Annotated in this window: 18 protein-coding genes; 6 read left to right on the top strand and 12 right to left on the bottom strand. The window is 61.6% G+C overall.

Annotation, left to right across the window (positions count from 1 at the left end; translation table 11 throughout):
• Positions 1-5 precede the first annotated feature (5 nt).
• The 4 genes from AC1DZU_RS20830 to AC1DZU_RS20815 all read right to left on the bottom strand — a co-directional run bounded on the left by AC1DZU_RS20830 (position 6) and on the right by AC1DZU_RS20815 (position 4,614).
• Positions 6-632, bottom strand: coding sequence for a glutathione S-transferase family protein (locus AC1DZU_RS20830; protein WP_477287857.1), 627 nt, complete (start codon positions 630-632; stop codon positions 6-8).
• A 24-nt stretch (positions 633-656) separates the two neighbouring features.
• Positions 657-1,868 (bottom strand): NADP-dependent isocitrate dehydrogenase, encoded by a 1,212-nt coding sequence (locus tag AC1DZU_RS20825; protein WP_095085403.1) that lies wholly within the window; start codon positions 1,866-1,868, stop codon positions 657-659.
• Between the two features lie 345 nt (positions 1,869-2,213).
• Complete coding sequence (locus AC1DZU_RS20820) at positions 2,214-3,191, bottom strand: right-handed parallel beta-helix repeat-containing protein (RefSeq protein ID WP_477287855.1); 978 nt, start codon at positions 3,189-3,191, stop codon at positions 2,214-2,216.
• A 442-nt stretch (positions 3,192-3,633) separates the two neighbouring features.
• A complete protein-coding gene (locus AC1DZU_RS20815; RefSeq protein ID WP_477287853.1) occupies positions 3,634-4,614 on the bottom strand; it encodes a right-handed parallel beta-helix repeat-containing protein in 981 nt (326 codons plus the stop codon).
• A gap of 492 nt (positions 4,615-5,106) precedes the next feature.
• Between AC1DZU_RS20815 and AC1DZU_RS20810 the strand changes: the two genes are divergently transcribed.
• Both AC1DZU_RS20810 and murI read left to right on the top strand, forming a co-directional pair.
• Positions 5,107-6,033: an RNA methyltransferase gene (locus AC1DZU_RS20810; RefSeq protein ID WP_477287851.1), complete on the top strand. Its 927-nt coding sequence runs from the start codon at positions 5,107-5,109 to the stop codon at positions 6,031-6,033.
• Positions 6,026-6,814 (top strand): glutamate racemase, encoded by a 789-nt coding sequence (murI, locus tag AC1DZU_RS20805; RefSeq protein ID WP_477287849.1) that lies wholly within the window; start codon positions 6,026-6,028, stop codon positions 6,812-6,814. Before AC1DZU_RS20810 ends, murI begins: the two co-directional genes overlap by 8 nt.
• Positions 6,815-6,837: 23 nt before the next feature.
• Here murI and AC1DZU_RS20800 read toward each other — a convergent pair whose 3' ends face one another.
• Positions 6,838-7,284, bottom strand: a complete 447-nt coding sequence (locus AC1DZU_RS20800) for a hypothetical protein (RefSeq protein ID WP_477287847.1) — start codon at positions 7,282-7,284, stop codon at positions 6,838-6,840.
• Positions 7,259-8,131, bottom strand: a complete 873-nt coding sequence (locus AC1DZU_RS20795) for an RNB domain-containing ribonuclease (protein WP_477287845.1) — start codon at positions 8,129-8,131, stop codon at positions 7,259-7,261. Before AC1DZU_RS20795 ends, AC1DZU_RS20800 begins: the two co-directional genes overlap by 26 nt.
• A 165-nt stretch (positions 8,132-8,296) precedes the next feature.
• Between AC1DZU_RS20795 and AC1DZU_RS20790 the strand changes: the two genes are divergently transcribed.
• A complete protein-coding gene (locus tag AC1DZU_RS20790; protein WP_477287843.1) occupies positions 8,297-8,485 on the top strand; it encodes a DUF3008 family protein in 189 nt (62 codons plus the stop codon).
• Between the two features lie 118 nt (positions 8,486-8,603).
• On the opposite strand, the gene AC1DZU_RS20785 is transcribed toward AC1DZU_RS20790, so the two are convergent.
• Positions 8,604-8,801: a hypothetical protein gene (locus AC1DZU_RS20785; protein WP_477287841.1), complete on the bottom strand. Its 198-nt coding sequence runs from the start codon at positions 8,799-8,801 to the stop codon at positions 8,604-8,606.
• A 379-nt stretch (positions 8,802-9,180) separates the two neighbouring features.
• Between AC1DZU_RS20785 and rpsD the strand changes: the two genes are divergently transcribed.
• The 3 genes from rpsD (at position 9,181) to AC1DZU_RS20770 (ending at position 11,640) form a co-directional block, all read left to right on the top strand.
• Positions 9,181-9,798: a 30S ribosomal protein S4 gene (gene rpsD, locus AC1DZU_RS20780; protein ID WP_013895883.1), complete on the top strand. Its 618-nt coding sequence runs from the start codon at positions 9,181-9,183 to the stop codon at positions 9,796-9,798.
• A gap of 131 nt (positions 9,799-9,929) precedes the next feature.
• Complete coding sequence (gene ttcA / locus AC1DZU_RS20775; protein ID WP_477287839.1) at positions 9,930-10,823, top strand: tRNA 2-thiocytidine(32) synthetase TtcA; 894 nt, start codon at positions 9,930-9,932, stop codon at positions 10,821-10,823.
• Entirely contained in the window at positions 10,813-11,640 is an 828-nt protein-coding gene (locus AC1DZU_RS20770; protein ID WP_477287837.1) for an inositol monophosphatase family protein, read from the top strand. The genes ttcA and AC1DZU_RS20770 overlap by 11 nt, the downstream gene beginning before the upstream one ends.
• A gap of 27 nt (positions 11,641-11,667) precedes the next feature.
• Here the strand turns inward: AC1DZU_RS20770 and AC1DZU_RS20765 are convergent, their stop codons facing one another.
• From AC1DZU_RS20765 to purL, 5 genes are all read right to left on the bottom strand, one after another.
• Positions 11,668-12,912 (bottom strand): multidrug effflux MFS transporter, encoded by a 1,245-nt coding sequence (locus AC1DZU_RS20765; protein WP_477287835.1) that lies wholly within the window; start codon positions 12,910-12,912, stop codon positions 11,668-11,670.
• 162 nt (positions 12,913-13,074) lie between these two features.
• Entirely contained in the window at positions 13,075-13,410 is a 336-nt protein-coding gene (gene grxD, locus AC1DZU_RS20760; RefSeq protein WP_111542518.1) for a Grx4 family monothiol glutaredoxin, read from the bottom strand.
• 181 nt (positions 13,411-13,591) lie between these two features.
• Complete coding sequence (locus tag AC1DZU_RS20755; RefSeq protein ID WP_010909092.1) at positions 13,592-13,825, bottom strand: BolA/IbaG family iron-sulfur metabolism protein; 234 nt, start codon at positions 13,823-13,825, stop codon at positions 13,592-13,594.
• A 133-nt stretch (positions 13,826-13,958) separates the two neighbouring features.
• Positions 13,959-14,471 carry a hypothetical protein gene (locus tag AC1DZU_RS20750; RefSeq protein WP_477287833.1) on the bottom strand — a complete coding sequence of 171 codons (513 nt, stop codon included), beginning with the start codon at positions 14,469-14,471 and terminating at the stop codon, positions 13,959-13,961.
• A complete protein-coding gene (gene purL / locus AC1DZU_RS20745) occupies positions 14,468-16,699 on the bottom strand; it encodes a phosphoribosylformylglycinamidine synthase subunit PurL (protein ID WP_477287831.1) in 2,232 nt (743 codons plus the stop codon). The genes AC1DZU_RS20750 and purL overlap by 4 nt, the downstream gene beginning before the upstream one ends.
• Positions 16,700-16,815 lie beyond the last annotated feature (116 nt).

Genomic DNA, 16,815 nt, shown 5'->3' with positions numbered 1-16,815 from the left:
GCTGATCAGGCCGCAGGACCGCTCGCGGCAAAGCTTGGACGGGCCGCGATCCGGTCCCACCAGGCTTGAATCTCTGGGAACTCAGCGAGCAGCTTTTGCCCTTCGGCGACCTTGACGAAATAGCCGATGATCGGCGCCGCATGCAGGTCGGCCAGCGTCAGCTGGTCGCCAAGCAACCATGGCCCCGGCGCCTTCAGCGAGGAGAGCGTCCGAAGCGCTCTGCTCGCTTGCGAAAGCCCGTTGGCGATCAGCGCCTCGTCGGGTGCCATCTTCTCCAGCCGTTCGACGGCGACATCCCAGACCATCGACCGATAGGCATAGGCGTCGAGCATGCCGATGAACTGGTTCATCCGCGCATGGCCGCGCGGATCCTTCGGCTGCAGCGCCGGCCCGTCAAAGGCTTCGTCGACATAGCCCGCGATCGCGCTCGTCTCGAAAAGGCGAAACCCGTCATGCTCGAAGGCCGGGATGCGGCCGAACGGGTGATGCTCGAAATACCAGGCGGGAATGCCCTCGGCGGCAAAGACATCGACCGGCACAAGCCCGTAGTCGATGCCTTTCTCCTCGAGCACGAGCCGCACGATGCGTACATAGACGCTGTAGTCCGCGCCGTAGACGACGGGCTTGCCCATATACCCCTCCCGGGTCTTGCCTGGTCAGGCCATCGCCTTCTGCAGGTTCTCGTCGATCTTGTCGAGGAAGCCGGTGGTCGAGAGCCAGGGCTGGTCGGGGCCGATCAGCAGCGACAGGTCCTTGGTCATGAAACCGCTCTCGACCGTCTGGATGCAGACCTTTTCCAGCGTCTCGGCAAAGCGCTTCAGTTCGGCATTGTCGTCGAGCTTGGCGCGGTGCGCGAGGCCGCGCGTCCAGGCAAAGATCGAGGCGATTGAATTGGTCGAGGTCTCCTCGCCCTTCTGGTGCTGCCGGTAGTGGCGGGTGACGGTGCCGTGCGCGGCTTCGGCTTCCACCGTCTTGCCGTCCGGGGTCATCAGCACCGAGGTCATCAGGCCAAGCGAACCGAACCCTTGCGCAACGGTATCGGACTGGACGTCGCCGTCATAGTTCTTGCAGGCCCAGACATAGCCGCCGGACCATTTCAGGCTGGACGCTACCATATCGTCGATCAGCCGGTGCTCGTACCACAGCTTCTTCGACTTGAACTCGGCCTCAAACTCAGCCTCGTAGACTTCCTGGAAGATGTCCTTGAAGCGCCCGTCATAGGCCTTGAGGATGGTGTTCTTGGTCGAGAGATAGACCGGATAGTTGCGCAGCAGGCCGTAGTTCAGCGAAGCACGGGCGAACTCGCGGATCGAATCGTCGAGATTGTACATGGCCATGGCGACGCCGGCGCCCGGCGCATCGTAGACATCGTGCTCGATGACTTTGCCGTCCTCGCCGACGAACTTGATCGTCAGCTTGCCCTTGCCGGGAAAACGGAAATCGGTGGCGCGGTACTGGTCGCCGAAGGCGTGACGGCCGACGATGATAGGCTTGGTCCAGCCCGGCACCAGGCGCGGCACGTTCTTCATGATGATCGGCTCGCGGAATATGGTGCCGCCGAGGATGTTGCGGATGGTGCCGTTCGGCGACTTCCACATCTTCTTCAGTTTGAATTCCTCGACGCGCTGCTCGTCGGGCGTGATCGTCGCGCATTTCACGCCGACCCCGTATTTCTTGATGGCGTTGGCCGAATCGATGGTCACCTGGTCGTTGGTGGCGTCGCGGTGCTCGATGCCGAGGTCGTAATATTCAAGCTTGAGGTCGAGATAAGGGTGGATCAGCTTGTCCTTGATGAACTGCCAGATGATGCGGGTCATCTCGTCGCCGTCGAGTTCGACGACCGGGTTCGCCACCTTGATCTTCGCCATGGAAAGAATGCCTCGTTCAACAGTTGGGTGATGGCGGGGCAGACCTCGCCAGGGTAGGGACTTCGCCTATAGCAAAGCGATCAAAGCGGTGCAAACCGGGACGACGCAGACGCAGGCTGCTGCTGGAGCAATTCCAAGAAAAGTGTGAAGCGGTTTTCTCTGGAAAAGCGCGTAGCGCTTTTCCTTAGGGAATTGCCGTAAAACAAGAAAGATAGAGCGGTTCGGCGTTTCCGTGAAACGGTGAACCGCTCTGGGCAATCGAGAACAAAAAAAGGCGATGCCGCACTGCCCCCGATGGGCAGCCGGCATCGCCTTGTTTCACGCTGCCGCGGAAGCGGCGCTCACTTATTGCAGCGGCGCACCGCCAGGGCCCGGGAAGGCGGTGAGCGGCGTGCCGTCGGCTACGTTGCCGGCGATCATGTTGTTCTTGAACGACTGGACGGCGCCGCTCCCGGTATTGCTGACCCCGGTGACGTTGCCGAATATCGTCGATCCGCCGAGAAAGGCGATGGCGCTTCCGTTGCCGCTGGCAGCGGCACCGTTCGCGTTGACACCGCTGCCTGCATTGGCGCTGATCGTGTTACCGGTAATCGTCGCCCGCACCGGCGATGCCGCGGCGACGGATTTGATCGCCACGCCGTTGCCGGTGTTGCCGCTGATAAGGCTGTTGGTCAGTGTCAGGTTCATGGCAACGGTATTGCCGGTGCCGTCGACAAGAATGCCGCTGCCGCTGTTGGTGATTTCCACCCTCGAAAGGATGGCATTGATACCAACGGCCCCGGTCGTCTTGATGAGAACACCTTCGGCGCCTGTCTCGGCTATGCGGGTGTTGCTCATGTAGAGTTCGCTGTTGCCGTTAGGGAGAAATTCGACGCCGTTGCCGCCCATCCGCTCTATGTTGCAGTCCTCGATATGCAGTTGACCTTGGCCAAGCATCCGAACGCCGTCGAGGCCGTTGCCTACACCGTCTATGTCGAGGCCGCGAAGATGCACCGCCGAGCCGACGGGCGTGTTGACGATGATGCCGTTCACGAGGGACGCAAGCACACCACCTTCCGTCGTTTTGCAGTCGATGGTGATGGATTTGGTGATGGTGACCGCGCCAAAGCCACCCGGGTCGAGACAGTTGATTTCGCCGGCCGTCGCCGTCTTCGAGATGGCACCGGCAAACGTCTTGCACGGTGCGGTTCGGCTGCACGGATTGGCGTCGTCACCAACGCCGGAAACCCACGTCCGTGTCGCCTGTGCGGAAGCTGGTGCAATCAGGAAGGCTGACGCCAGAGCCAACACAGCGAGTGAAAGGAAAAACCGTACAATTTTCAATTGCCCCTCCTAGATTTTGGCCAACGCCCTCGTCGGCCATGGAAACCCGTGTCGAAATGCTTGGGGCACAAATAAATGACGGGAGCGTGCAGGACACACTCCATTTTCCAAATACCAATCGTCGATACTCATTGAATACCCAAGCGGTCGGGAGATTACCTTTTTCTAATTTGATTCTCCAGTGACGCGATGCGTCATCGTAAATAAATATGCATTCGGATCGTGGATGATTTTTACAAATGGAAAATATCGTCAATGCCGGAAGCGAGCACGGGCGGGTCCATTTGTCGACGTTCGGGCCGCCATGGTCGAGCGGTGCAACCGGGGTAATGGAAGACGCGGGCTGCTGCTTTGGCAGCCGGACCCAAGGGGCGATGCCGCCTATCCCTCGCAGGGCAGCCGGCATCGCCTTGTTTCATACTGCCGCGGAGGCGGCAGTCGCTTATTGCAGCGGCGCCCCGCCAGGGCCTGGGAAGGCGGTCAGCGGTGTGCCGTCGGCTACGTTGCCGGCGATCATGTTGTTCTTGAACGACTGGACGGCGCCGCTCCCGGTATTGCTGACCCCGGTGACATTGCCGAAGATTGTCGATCCGCCGAGAAAGGCGATCGCGCTTCCGTTGCCGCTGGCAGCGGCACCGTTCGCGTTGACACCGCTGCCGGCATTGGCGCTGATCGTGTTGCCGGTAATCGTCGCCCGCACCGGCGATGCCGCGGCGACGGATTTGACCACCACGCCATTGCCGGTATTGCCGCTGACAAGGCTGTTGGTCAGCGTCAGGTTCATGGCCACGGTGTTGCCTGTGCCGTCGATAAGAATGCCGCTGCCGCTGTTGGTGATTTCCACTCTTGAAAGGATGGCATTGATTCCCACGGCTCCAGTCGTCTTGATGAGAACACCTTCGGCGCCTGTCTCGGCTATGCGGGTGTTGCTTATGTAGAGTTCGCTGTTGCCGTTAGGGAGAAATTCGACGCCGTTGCTGGTCACTCTTTCTATGTTGGAATCTTCGATATGCAGCTGACCCTGACCCACCATGCGGATGCCGTCGGCGCCGGTGCCTACACCGTCTAAATCAAGGCCGCGAAGATGCACTACCGAGGCGGCAGGTGCGTTGACGATGATGCCGTTCGAACCGAGCGTAAAAAGCACGCCAGCTTCAGTGTTTCTGCAGTCGATGGTGATGGATTTGGTGATGGTGACCGCGCCAAAACCGCCCGGGTCGAGACAGTTGATCTCGCCGGCCGTCGCCGTTTTCGAGATGGCGCCGGCAAACGTCTTGCAAGGTGCCGTTCGGCTGCACGGATCGGCGTCGTTGCCAACGCCGGAAACCCAAGTCCGAGTCGCTTGCGCCGAAGCTGGCGCGATCAGGAAGATCGACGCTGCAAGCAACACGGCGAGTGAAAGGAAAAACCGTACGATTTTCATTTGCCCCTCCTAGATTTGGCCAACGCCCTCGTCGGCCGTTGAAATCCGTGATGAAATGCTTGGGGCACAAATAGACGACGGGGTGTGCAAGACACGCTCCGTCTCCTCGATATCATTCGTCAATACACGCTGGACCCAAGCGGGTGGGAGATTACCGTTTTATAATTTGATTTTCCACCGACGCGATGCGTCATCGTAAATAAATATGCATTCGGATCGTAGATGATTTCTAAAAATGGGAAATATCGTCAATAGCAACAGCGAGCACCCGTGTTTTCCATTTGCTGGCGGTTTGAGGCGCCAGATCGAGCCATCACGCAGCAGTGAGGTCGAATGTCTTTTGGTTAAGGGCACGAGTGCGATGCCACATCCCGCCAATCTCTCGAGGAGCCATCACAAGGCTATTTGTCGGCCAAGTGACCGATAACTCTTCAAAAAGCCGCATCGATATGGCACGACGCGGAGACTTCGTGGCGCAATCACCTGGAAAACATGGCAGGAACGGACTTACAGCACGGCCTCACGACCGCTGGCCCGGCAATCATCCTCGTCGAGCCGCAGCTCGGTGAGAACATCGGCATGGTGGCTCGTGCCATGGCAAATTTCGGCCTGTCGGAACTGCGCCTGGTCAACCCTCGCGACGGTTGGCCGAGCGAGAAGGCGCGCGCGGCCGCCAGCCGCGCCGACCATGTCATCGACGCCGTGAAGGTGTTCGACGACCTGGCCTCGGCGCTCGCCGATCTGAACTTTGTTTTTGCAACCACGGCCAGGCAGCGCGACGGCTTCAAATCCGTGCGCGGCCCGGTGGAAGCGGGCAGGGTGCTTCGGACCCGTCACGCAATGGGGCAGCGCACCGGCATCCTGTTCGGCCGCGAGCGCTTCGGCCTCTACAATGACGAGGTCGGCCTTGCCGACGAGATCGTCACCTTTCCCGTCGATCCCGATTTCTCCTCGCTCAACATAGCCCAGGCGGCCTTGCTGATGTCCTACGAGTGGATGAAGTCCGGGCTGGAAGTCGAGACCAAAACCAACTTTTCCGGTCCGGACATGAAGCCGGCCAGCAAGGAAGAGCTGCACGGGCTGTTTGCCTATCTCGAAGGCGCATTGGAAGCGCGCGGTTATTTCCGCCCCGCACCGAAGAAGCCGAAGATGGTCGACAATCTGCGCGCCGTGCTGACGCGTGCCGGGTTTGCCGAGCCGGAGCTGAAGGTGCTGCGCGGCATCATTTCGTCCCTGGACAGGTTTTCACCGGCGATGCCGCGTGGCGAGGGTTCCCCAGGCGACGATCCAAGACGATTGCCGGCGGCCGTGGCGCGCGCCCGCAAGGCGGAAGGCGATCGCCTGGCAGGCAAGGCAGACGGCACCGGCAAGGACGACGATATGCCGCCGCTCGGCGGAAAGGGCACCGATAATGACTGAGCGGCCGATCCTGATGTTCGATTCCGGCATCGGCGGGCTCACCGTGCTGCGCGAGGCGCGCGTGCTGATGCCCGACCGCCGCTTTGTCTATGTCGCCGACGATGCCGCCTTCCCCTATGGCGCCTGGGAGGAGCCGGCCCTCAACGCCCATATCCTTGGGCTGTTCGGCGCGCTGCTGGAAAAGTTCCAGCCCGAGATTTCAGTCATCCCGTGCAACACCGCATCGACGCTGGTTATCGACGCTTTGCGCGAGAAATTCCCCGGTCACCCTTTTGTCGGCACGGTGCCGGCGATCAAGCCGGCCGCCGAGCGCACGCGCTCAGGCCTCGTCTCGGTGCTGGCGACGCCAGGCACGGTCAAGCGTCAATACACGCGCGACCTGATCAGCAAATGGGCGCAGAAATGCCATGTGCGGCTGGTCGGCTCGGATCGGCTGGCGCCGCTGGCGGAAATCTACATGCGCGAGGGGTTTGTCGACGAGGAGATCGTCCGCCAGGAGATCGCGCCATGCTTCGTCGAGACGGATGGCGCCCGCACCGACATCGTCGTGCTCGGCTGCACACATTATCCGTTCCTGGCCAATCGCATGCGCAAGACCGCGCCCTGGCCGGTCGACTGGATCGACCCGGCCGAAGCGATCGCCCGCCGCGCCATGTCGTTGCTGGCGCCGGTCGACGGGCCTTTGCCGGTGGGTGAGCCTGACATTGCGGTCTTCACCTCCGGCAAGGCGGATTTCGCCACCAGCCGGCTGATGCAGGGGTTCGGGCTGGTCGTGAGCTAGATGGCGGCGGAAACGTCTGCCACTTAAACAGGTTCGAAGACGATGCTGCGGTGATCTGGATCGGCCATAACCAGCCTTAGCGCCAGATCGTCGCCCTGTCTAAGCCCGGAGGCCTTTACGTTGGCAACGACAGGCATGTCGGCAAGGTCGATAGCCGCGTGGTTGATCTGCGAAGCGTGGCTATCCGCACGCCCCATCACCTGCGGCAATCTGGCGAACGCGTCGGTGACAGCCTGGGACACCGGCTGGCCATTGGCGATGGCCAGCGCGCAGCGCACGACGTAGCGATCGGCCAGTCGCCTGAGTGGTGCCGTTGCATGGGCATAGGTCGCTGCCATCGCCTCATGCCAAGGGACAACACCTTCTCTATAGGGTTGGTAGGATGCGCCGGCGCTTGCATGGCGGATTTCCAGCATCAGCGCCGCCTGTTGCGGATCGGTCGGGTCAAGGGTTCGCTGATAGTCGCGCAAGCTGGTGGAGGCCGGCCAAGACAGCCCGAGAGCCTGTGCCCGCGCTGCGCAGTCTTTGCACCCTGAAAGCATCTGGCTCCGACATCACCCGAAACAACCCGGTATGGTGCGCAAACATGGCGTCGGCGATCGCCATGTTTGCAGCCAGCGAAAGCGCGGCGTTGTCTTGCTCGGCTTGCAGCAGCGGTCTGAACGAAAGCCGGAATGTACCATCGGCGAGCCTTTCAACCTCCTGCTCGGGTGGGTCGACGCGCGAAGCACCACGACGCTTTTCGTTCATTGCCATGCGTCGCGCCATTTCGGCGAAGCCGGCCGGAACGTCGGAGGCCTTCACACTGTCATAGGCGAGCTTCGCGCGGCTTTGAATGATTGCCCGCTCCGCGCCGTCCAACTTCGTCGCACCGTCCTGCGCAACCCGAACCGTGAAGACAACCGCTGGCCGCGATCCATCCGGCAACAGGCTCGCTGCACCCTCGGCAATTACCGGCGGGTAGAGCCCGGCCTTGCCGTCCGGCAAGTAAAGCGTCTCGCCCCGCGTCCAGGCTTCGAGATCGATCGCGTCACCGTCCTCGACGAACCAGGCTACGTCGGCAATGGCGTAATGCAGCAGAAGATCGCCGCCGCTCGCCTCGATTGAGAACGCCTGATCAAGATCGGTGGAGCTCGCCGGATCGAGCGTTACGAAGGGCATCGCTGTTCGATCGGCATGCTGGTTGGGCACACGTTTGGCCGCCACCTCCGCGGCGGCCAGTACGACTACCGGAAATCCATCTGGCACGTGGAATTCGGTGCGGATTTTCGCCAGGCCAGTGGAGAGAGCTTGTGAGGGATCGGTCAGAGATTTCATTCAGCCGTCCTACACTGGGGTTCCAGACACGGGAAGGCTGCCAAGGAAAATCGCCAAGCCTGACCACGTGGCGAACCGGCACCAAGCGGGCCGGGAACCGAGCCACCGGGGCTGGAACCGTCACCGCAGCGGGGCGTTTCTTCTGAGAGCCACGGAGAAACAGCCATGCCAGCCACCTCAAAAGCCCAGCAAAAAGCCGCCGGCGCCGCTTTGTCGGCCAAGCGCGGCGAGACAAAAAAGAGCGAGCTCAAAGGCGCTTCGAAGGGAATGTTTGAATCGATGAGCGAAAAGCAGCTCGAGGAGTTCGCCGAGACGAAGCGCAAGGGTCTGCCGGAAAGGAAATCCGACAGCTGACTCCGGTCGCGTGTCGTCTTGGAGAGAAGCATCAAAGTGAAAGCCCGCGGATAAAACCGCGGGCTTCGGTCATGGCGATGGATGGGTTATTTCCCGTTCTACCGGGCCTAGTCCGGTATCACCACCAGTGGCAGCGCCGTACCCTGTGGACGATCACCCTGCGGTGACCATGCCGCCACACCACTCTCTTCGTCACGATGATGCGGCAAACCTGTTTGTGTCCGTGCCAATGACGCGCCATCGCCGGTTCCGGCGCCACCGCCATCGAGCCCGCAAGCACCGCGGCGCCTGCCAGGGTAAGGAAGAATTTCTTCATAAGTATTGCGCTCCTCGTTCCAGTCCGTTCCTGATGCCGTTGGCGCAACAACCTCCCGCCACATCCGGCACTGCATCTACGCGGGAAAACGGGTATCTTGTCGCCGGGCCTATGCCAGTCACAAGCTTGACACCGGTTGAATCTCGGTTTAACCAGCCGTCACAACCACCGGGCAGCGATGTCCGGTGTTTGTTTTGTATACGCAAGATCAGACTGCCTAGTCGTTTCTGATCTTGTTTGAAATGACGTGTCCCGTGGGTTTTCCGCCGCGTTGCGTGGGAGAACCCTGTCAGGTCTCGAAAACGGAGGCCAGAGGAGGGCGCGTTTCCTTCACCCGGACCATGAGGTTCCGGGTGTGTTGTTTTGAAAAGGGAATGCGATGAGCAAGCGCGAATCCGCGAAGTACAAGATCGACCGCCGTCTCGGCGAAAATATCTGGGGCCGCCCGAAGTCCCCGGTCAACAAGCGTGAATACGGCCCCGGCCAGCATGGTCAGCGCCGCAAGGGCAAGCTTTCCGATTTCGGCCTGCAGCTGCGCGCCAAGCAGAAGCTGAAGGGTCACTATGGCGACGTTTCGGAAAAGCAGTTCCGCAAGGTCTATGAAGAGGCCGATCGCCGCAAGGGCGACACCTCCGAGAACCTGATCGGCCTGCTTGAGTCGCGTCTCGATGCGGTCGTCTACCGCGCTAAGTTCGTGCCGACGATTTTCGCCGCCCGTCAGTTCGTCAACCACGGCCACGTCAACGTCAACGGCAAGCGCGTCAACATCGGCTCGTACCGCTGCAAGCCGGGCGACGTCGTCGAAGTCCGCGAAAAGTCGAAGCAGCTGGTCATCGTTCTGGAATCGGTGGGCTTGGCCGAACGCGACGTGCCGGACTACATCGAAGCCGATCACAACAAGATGGTCGCGACCTTCTCGCGCATTCCCGGCCTGGCTGATGTTCCGTTCGCCGTACAGATGGAACCGAACCTGGTCGTTGAGTTCTATTCGCGCTAAGCGACGAATTCCATTCGCGCTAAGCGAACCCATTTTGCGACACCATCCAAAGGCCGCCCGTCGAGGCGGCCTTTTCTTTGTCTGTCATGTCCGCTAATCCGGGCATTCTTGGCCACGAAAGCGACATGCCAATGAACATGCTGCCAGACATCGAAACGCTTGAACCGATTGCCGACGGCGAAGGCGGCTTCCATCAGCTGTTTGCCGACGTGCCGTCGTCGGTCGAGTTCAACAAATTGCGCAAGCGGCTGCTGCGTCTCACCCGTCAGGCGATCGAGGATTACTCGATGGTCAAGCCCGGCCAGCGCTGGCTCGTAGCGCTGTCGGGCGGCAAGGATTCCTACGGGCTGCTCGCCGTGCTGCTCGATCTCAAATGGCGCGGGCTTTTGCCTGTCGATCTGCTGGCCTGCAACCTGGACCAAGGCCAGCCGAATTTCCCCAAGCACATCCTGCCCGATTATCTCGACAGCCACGCCATTCCGCACCGGATCGAGTATCAGGATACCTATTCCGTCGTCACCGACAAGCTGCCCGAGGGCAGCACCTATTGCTCCCTCTGCTCGCGTCTCCGGCGCGGCCATCTCTATCGCATCGCGCGGGAAGAGGGATGCTCGGCGCTGGTGCTCGGCCACCATCGCGAGGACATTCTGGAGACCTTCTTCATGAACCTGTTCCATGGTGGCCGTCTTGCCGCCATGCCGCCGAAACTGCTCAACGACGAGGGCGACGTCATGGTGCTGCGGCCGCTGAGCTATTGCGCCGAAACCGACCTTGAGAAGTTCGCCGCGGCAATGCGGTTCCCGATCATTCCCTGCGATCTTTGCGGCAGTCAGGAAGGCCTGCAGCGCAACGCCATGAAGGCGATGCTCGAGGATATCGAAAAGCGCATGCCCGGCCGCAAGGACACCATGATCCGCGCGCTGTCCAACACCAGGCCGTCGCACCTGCTCGACAGAAAACTGTTCGACTTCGCCGCGCTCAACGACATCCTCACCACCAGGCAAGATGTTTCCAATGACATTTGACGACACCGCGATCGACTGGCTGGCCGGCATTCTGGCCGAGGCGGCAGAGGTCGAGATCATGCCGCGCTTTCGCAGGTTGGGCGACGGCGACATCCGGCAGAAGACCTCGGCCGCCGATCTGGTGACCGAGGCCGACGTCAATGCCGAGCGCCTGATCACCGCCACGCTGCGCAAGCGTTACCCCTCGTCGATGGTGGTCGGCGAGGAAGCCTGTTCCGACAATCCGGCGCTGCTTGATGGCCTGGGCGAAGCCGACCTGGCGTTCGTCATCGACCCGGTGGACGGCACCTTCAATTTCGCCTCCGGCGTCCCGCTGTTCGGCGTCATGCTGGCGGTGGTGGTCAAGGGCGAGACGGTTGCCGGCATCATCCACGATCCAGTTGGCAAGGACTGGCTGATCGGTGCCAAAGGCGCCGGCAGCCACATCCGCCATGCGCATGGCAGCCTTGAGAAGGTGCACGTCGCGGCGCCTGCGCCGATCTCGGAAATGACCGGATCTGTCTCCTGGCAATACATGCCCGAACCGGAGCGGTCGCGGCTGGCGCGCAACCAGACGAAGATCCTGTCGCAATTCGCCTATCGCTGCGCGGCGCACGAATATCGCCTCTTGGCCAGCGGCCATGCCCATTTCGTCGTCTACAACAAGCTGATGCCGTGGGATCATCTGGCCGGTGTGCTGATCCATGCCGAGGCCGGCGGCCACGCCGCGCGTTTCGACGGCAGCGCCTATCTGCCGTCGCATGTCGGCGGTGGCTTGCTTGTCGCGCCGGATAGGGAAAGCTGGCAGGTCCTGCGTGACGAACTCTGGGCCGAGTAGCCCACACCGCTGCGTCGCAGGGTCGCCTCAAACCGGCGGGTTGTGTGGCTGAAACATCTTGCCGCGTTCGGCGATCAAGATCATCACAAGCGCTGCCACGGAGACGCTGCAGAAGCCTGCGGCCAACGGCGTAACCGTGCCGTTGAAGGCCTGGCCGATCAGCGTGCCGAGAATGCCGCCGAGAAATGTCTGCATGAAACCCAATATGGATGACGCCGTGCCGGCGAGTTGGCCGAGCGGTTCCATGGCCAGCGCATTGAAATTCGCGCCGAGCGCACCGAACGGAAGCATGGCACAGGCAAAAAGGGTGATGAACAGCCAGAGCGGCATCTTCATTTCCAGGGAAACCACCAGCCAGACCAGGCTGATGGTCAAAAACAGCAGCAGCGCGGTCTGCGACAGTCGGCGCATGCCGATGCGGCCGACGAGGCGTGAGTTCAAATAGTTGGAAAAAGCGAGCACGCCGGCGACACCGGCGAAGATCACGGGGAACATCTCGCCGACATTGAAGACGTCGACATAGATTTGTTGCGCCGAGGCGATGAAGCCGAACATGGCGCCGACGATGAACGTGCTGGCGAAGGCGTAGCAGAGCGCCATGCGGTTGGTCAGCACGATGCGGAAGCCACCGACGACTGATGAAACAGTAAGTGGCCTGCGATACTCCTCATGCAGTGTCTCGGGCAGGCGCAGCAGCGACCACGCCGACACGATCAGCGCGCCGACAGCCATGGTGACGAAGATCCAATGCCAGGTTGCAAACAGCATGATGAACTGGCCGATCCCCGGCGCAATGACCGGTATGGCCATGAACACCATGAAGATCAGCGACATCACCTCGGCCATGCGCCGGCCGTCGAACGTATCGCGCACGATCGAGATGGCGATGACGCGGGTGGCGGCAGCGCCAATGCCTTGCACGGCGCGGCACAGCAGCAGTGTCTCAAAGCTTGGCGCAACGGCGGCCGCCGCAGCCGCGGCGACATAGATCACCAGCCCGGCAACCAGCGGCGCGCGCCGTCCGAAACGATCCGAGAGCGGACCGAAAAACAGCTGGCCGCCGCCGAAGCCCAGAATATAGGCTGTTATGACATATTGCCGATGGTTTTCGTTCTCGACGCCCAGCGAGGCGCCGATCTGTTGCAGAGCCGGCAACATGATGTCGATGGCCAGCGAGTTCAGCGCCATCAGCGCGGCGCACAGCGCAATGAACTCCCAGCGCGGAATGGGCAGTTTGCTTGCCGATTGCGGCGCTATTGTCGGCTGGTCCACGGCAAGTCCGATCTCTCAAACGAAAACGCGCCGGCGCGCCGGCGCATTGGCTCGTCTTGGTCCCGGTATCAGGGACAAAAAAATTGCCGAGGAGGGGCTGCCCGGGCGCCTGGCGCACGGACTGAAAATCGAGATCGATTTTCGGTCCGTGCAAAAACAGAATCAGGCGGCGCCTTTGACGCTGACGCCCTTCTCGACGAGGAACGTCTGCAGTTCGCCTGCCTGGAACATCTCGCGAATGATGTCGCAGCCGCCAACGAATTCACCCTTGACGTAAAGCTGTGGGATGGTCGGCCAGTTGGAGTATTCCTTGATACCCTGGCGCAGCTCGGCCGAGGTCAGCACGTCGACGCCTTTGTAGTCGGCACCGATATAGTCGAGGATCTGGACGACCTGGCCGGAAAATCCGCACTGCGGAAAGCCGGGCGTGCCCTTCATGAAAAGGACGACGTCGTTGCCCTTCACTTCATTGTCGATGTAGTCGTTGATGCCGCTCATGGAATATCCTTTCCCGCCTGTGGGAGTCAGGCTCGAAACATACCTTTCAAATAAACCCAACGATTGCTCGAAACAAGACGTTAGCCGTGCCCTAGCTGAAATGGCGCAAAGGATCGGCCGTTTTGGGCCAAGCGGTCTTCGCTGATGCCGGTTAGGGTGGCGGTTTTTGTTCTGCTGCGGATTAGTCGGGAACGCTGGTCTGCAGCGCCAGTGCGTGCAGCACGCCGCCCATATTGCCCTTCAGCGCGTCATAGACCATCTGGTGCTGCTGGACGCGGCTCTTGCCGCGAAAGCTCTCAGCCACTACCTCGGCCGCGTAGTGGTCGCCATCACCGGCCAGATCGCGGATCGTCACCTTGGCGTCCGGAATGCCGTCCTTGATCAGTTTTTCGATGTCGTGGGCATCCATTGCCATGGCAAAATCCTGTTTCGAGCGGCCGGTAGCGGCCATAAGCTAAGAGTCGGACGAGCCTAAAGCCTTTCTGGTCCGGATTGAAGCCGTTCAGTCCTGCCACCGGCAAGAAGGCGCTGGGGCTTCAGGGGCCGACTTAGGCTGGCGGGCTTGCTTGGTCCTCGGCAGCATCCTCGCGCGTCGAAAAGGCGCGACCAAGGCTGAAGGCCAGCACATAGAGCGGAATGTTGATAATCAGGCTGACGATGGGGAGATAGCTCGTCATTTGCCAGGCGGGCGAGAAGAATGGCTGGCCGTAGCCATCGCAGACAAGCGAAGAGCCATATTCCCACAACGCTCCAACGATCATCGCGGCGGCGAAAAGCTTGATGCAGGTGACAATATGCCTTGCTCGTCCCGGATCCGGCGCAAGGCGGCCCCACAACACCAGGCAAACGATCGGAACCGCGTAGATGAAGTTCTGGGCGACAAGCATCGGAATGGTGCCGTTGGCCGCGGCAAGGAACTCGGCACGTGTTTCCAGCCGCGCGCAAACCTCGCTCGAGGTCGTTGACAGCAGGAACAGGACGAACGGCCCGAGGAACCAGAAGAAGAACAGCGACGGCCAGAAAACGACTGCAAGCAGCGCCCGGGCAGCCAGTCTGCTCAACTGGCCTGACCCATGAAGCGGGGGAACCAGCCTTCGTGCGCCGCGCTCAGTTGGCCGACCGGGATCGCCCGCGCCTCGCCAAGCTTCAGCGCGCTGCCGCCGGTCGAACCGATCCACGGCGCGAAGATGCCGAGTTCGCCTTGCTGCTTGCGAATGGCGTCCCATTCTTCGCTATCCGGATCGATCGACAGCGTCAGGAGATAGCGGCCTTGGTCCTCGCCGAACCAGACCGGGATCGGGTCGGTGCCGACAAGCCCGGGAACCGTGGCGCCGATGCCCGACGCCATCGCCATCTCGGCCAGAGCCACGGCGATGCCTCCGTCGGAAACGTCATGCGCCGCCGTGACGATGCCGGACGCGATCAGCGCGCGCACATGGTCGCCGACGCGCTTTTCATGATCGAGATCGACCGGCGGCGGCGGACCGTCGCTGCGCCCATGAATGTCTCTGAAATAGACCGACTGGCCGAGATGCGTTCCCCAGGAAGCGGGCGCGCCGACCAGCAGGATCATCTGGCCTTGCGCCGCAAAACCGGTGCGCACCATCTTCGACCAGTCGGCGATCAGGCCGACACCACCGATGGTCGGTGTCGGCAGGATGCCCTGGCCGTTGGTCTCGTTGTAGAGCGAGACATTGCCGGAGACGATCGGGAAGCCGAGCGCGCGGCAGGCGTCGCCAATGCCTTTTACCGCGCCGACCAACTGGCCCATGATCTCAGGCCGCTCCGGATTGCCGAAATTGAGATTGTCGGTGGCCGCCAACGGCAGAGCGCCGGTGGCGGTCAGGTTGCGCCAGCATTCGGCCACCGCCTGCTTGCCACCCTCGTAGGGGTCGGCCTCGCAATAGCGCGGGGTGACGTCGGAGGAGAAGGCGAGCGCCTTGGTCGGATGGCCGTCGACGCGCACCACGCCGGCATCGCCGCCGGGAAGCTGCAGGGAATTGCCCTGGATCAGGGTGTCGTACTGCTCCCACACCCAGCGGCGCGACGAAAGATCCGGTCCGCCGAGCAGCTTCAACAGCGCCTCGGCGACATCGGCCTGAGGAACGTCATTGGCGGCAAGCGGTGCGGGCTTCTTTGGTTCGACCCAAGGACGATCATACTCCGGTGCCTTGTCGCCGAGATCCTTGATCGGCAGGTCGGCGACCTCATCGCCCTGGTGCAGCACGCGAAAACGCAGATCGTCGGTGGTCTTGCCGACGATGGCGAAGTCGAGGCCCCATTTGTGGAAGATCGCCTCGGCTTCCTTTTCCTTTTCGGGGCGCAGCACCATCAGCATGCGCTCCTGGCTTTCCGACAGCATCATCTCATAGGCGCTCATGCGCTCTTCGCGCACCGGCACCTTGTCGAGATCGAGTTCGATGCCGAGATCGCCCTTGGCGCCCATCTCGACCGCCGAGCAGGTGAGGCCGGCCGCACCCATGTCCTGGATAGCGATGACGGCACCCGAGGCCATCAGTTCGAGGCAGGCTTCCAGCAGGCACTTTTCGGTGAAGGGGTCGCCGACCTGCACGGTCGGGCGCTTCTCGTCGATCTTGTCGTCGAATTCGGCCGACGCCATGGTGGCGCCGCCGACGCCATCGCGGCCGGTCTTGGCGCCGAGATAGACGACCGGCAGGCCGACGCCCTTGGCTTCCGACAGGAAGATGGCGTCTGTCTTGGCTATGCCGGCGGCAAAGGCGTTGACCAGGATGTTGCCATTGTAGCGGGCGTCGAAATTGACCTCGCCGCCCACCGTCGGTACGCCGAAGGCGTTGCCGTAGCCGCCGACACCGGAAACCACGCCAGAGACGAGGTGCCTGGTCTTGGGATGGTCAGGCGCGCCGAAGCGCAGCGCATTCATCGCCGCGACCGGCCGCGCGCCCATGGTGAAGACGTCGCGCAAGATGCCGCCGACGCCGGTCGCCGCACCCTGGTAGGGCTCGATGAAGGAGGGATGGTTGTGGCTCTCCATCTTGAAGACGACGCAGTCGCCGTCGCCGATGTCGACCACGCCGGCATTCTCGCCCGGTCCCTGGATGACCTTCGGGCCCGTGGTCGGCAAGGTGCGCAGCCATTTCTTCGAGGATTTGTACGAACAATGCTCGTTCCACATCGCCGAGAAGATGCCGAGCTCGGTGAAGCTCGGCTCACGACCGACGAGGTCGAGGATACGCTGATACTCGTCGGGCTTTAGCCCATGAGCGGCGATGAGCTCGGGGGTGATCGGCACGGAATTGGAAATGGTCATGGGCGGCGGTTTTTATCCGTAGCGTTGGGATTTGAGTCCCGTCTTATCGCAAGCCTTGCGGCCGATACACCCCATGGATCGACGAAAAACGCAGGAAAACCGGACAAAGCCACAGG

This window comes from Mesorhizobium sp. P2_A12, assembly GCF_056405075.1.
The sequence above is the reverse complement of the archived record's forward strand: the minus strand, read 5'-3'. Positions and strand labels throughout refer to the sequence as shown.